At 45.5% G+C, this 1187-nt stretch carries 2 protein-coding genes; both read right to left on the bottom strand.

The window, feature by feature from the left end; all coding sequences use genetic code 11:
• Positions 1-35 precede the first annotated feature (35 nt).
• Positions 36-707 (bottom strand): IS630 family transposase, encoded by a 672-nt coding sequence (locus HNR43_RS14055; RefSeq protein WP_246346347.1) that lies wholly within the window; start codon positions 705-707, stop codon positions 36-38.
• The gene (locus tag HNR43_RS14060) at positions 613-1089 is read right to left on the bottom strand and encodes a helix-turn-helix domain-containing protein (RefSeq protein WP_232467170.1); all 477 of its coding nucleotides are present in this window, start codon (positions 1087-1089) and stop codon (positions 613-615) included. Before HNR43_RS14060 ends, HNR43_RS14055 begins: the two co-directional genes overlap by 95 nt.
• Between the last annotated feature and the right edge of the window lie 98 nt (positions 1090-1187).

Raw genomic sequence — 1187 nt, forward strand, 5'->3', positions numbered from 1 at the left:
CTATATACATCCAATTTAAAATTTTAACCTCTGGTTCACGCAGTACACCCGATGCGGCGCAACACCTCATCCGGGTGTTGTAGAACGTACTGTTCAAAGCGAGTAATGGATTGGGCAATGTCGTTTTGATCCTTGTGAAAAACGTTGGCAATCACCTCATCTTTCAACCACTTCCATAACCGTTCAATCGGGTTCAACTGTGGAGAATACAGTGGCAAAAAGATGAAATGAAAAGCAGCACCTTCCTCGCCATCAAGAAAGGCTTGTACCATCTTGGCATGATGAATACGCGCGTTGTCTAACACAAGCACGAGGAATCGATCGGCATATTTCTCTTTCAATCGGCGCAAAAAGTCGAGGAAGGTTTCGGCATTGGCGGATGATGCACGATGAAACACCACATCGCCTTGTTGAACATCGACGGCGCCAAAAATAGAAACGTGGGCATGGTGACCGTAGCTTGGCACTTGTTTTTGATTTCCTACTTCTGCCCATGTCGTACGTAGCGCTTGATAAGCACGAACATGCGTCTCATCCACATAAAACAGCGTGACATTCTCGGTAATTAGTTTTTTTATAAATTCAAGTTCTCTTTGAAAAGCAGCTTGACGCTTAGCGTCTCCTTTGACTATACGTCGGGCGTGTCCATGACAAACGCAAACGATGCAACAACTTGCGAATCCCTTCCCGTGACATGGAAACACCATAGGTTTGTTGAATGTAAGATTGCAAAATACGGGTGTTCCATGATGAAGCGATGCCCCAGCCAGCATCCACAGGTGTAGTAGTTAACACGAGTTGTCTGATTTCTTGTTGTTGTTCTTCCGTAAGAAACGGCACACGGCCAGGCGGCAACCGACGATCGAGTAGATGATCGAGCCCACCTTGATTAAACCGTGCAACGTAGATGGCAACGGATTGACGGCACAGATTGACCATTTTGGCCACATCTTTACCGAGATGACCCTCCATGACAAGACGAACAGCGGTCACCCGAACACGAAGAGAAGCATCTTTGATTTTCCGTTCTTGTTTCCGAAGGGTTCGAGGTGTCCAACCGTGATCATTTGTGATTTTCAAACGTTTCATGCCAATTCCGCTCCTTTTACACATGAGTATTTAGGAGCAGTATAGCCATGAAAAAAGGTGCTCATACAGAAGTCATCGTTTTAAAGTGCATGTATATA

It is taken from the genome of Anoxybacillus mongoliensis (assembly GCF_014201515.1).
GTDB lineage: Bacteria > Bacillota > Bacilli > Bacillales > Anoxybacillaceae > Anoxybacillus > Anoxybacillus mongoliensis.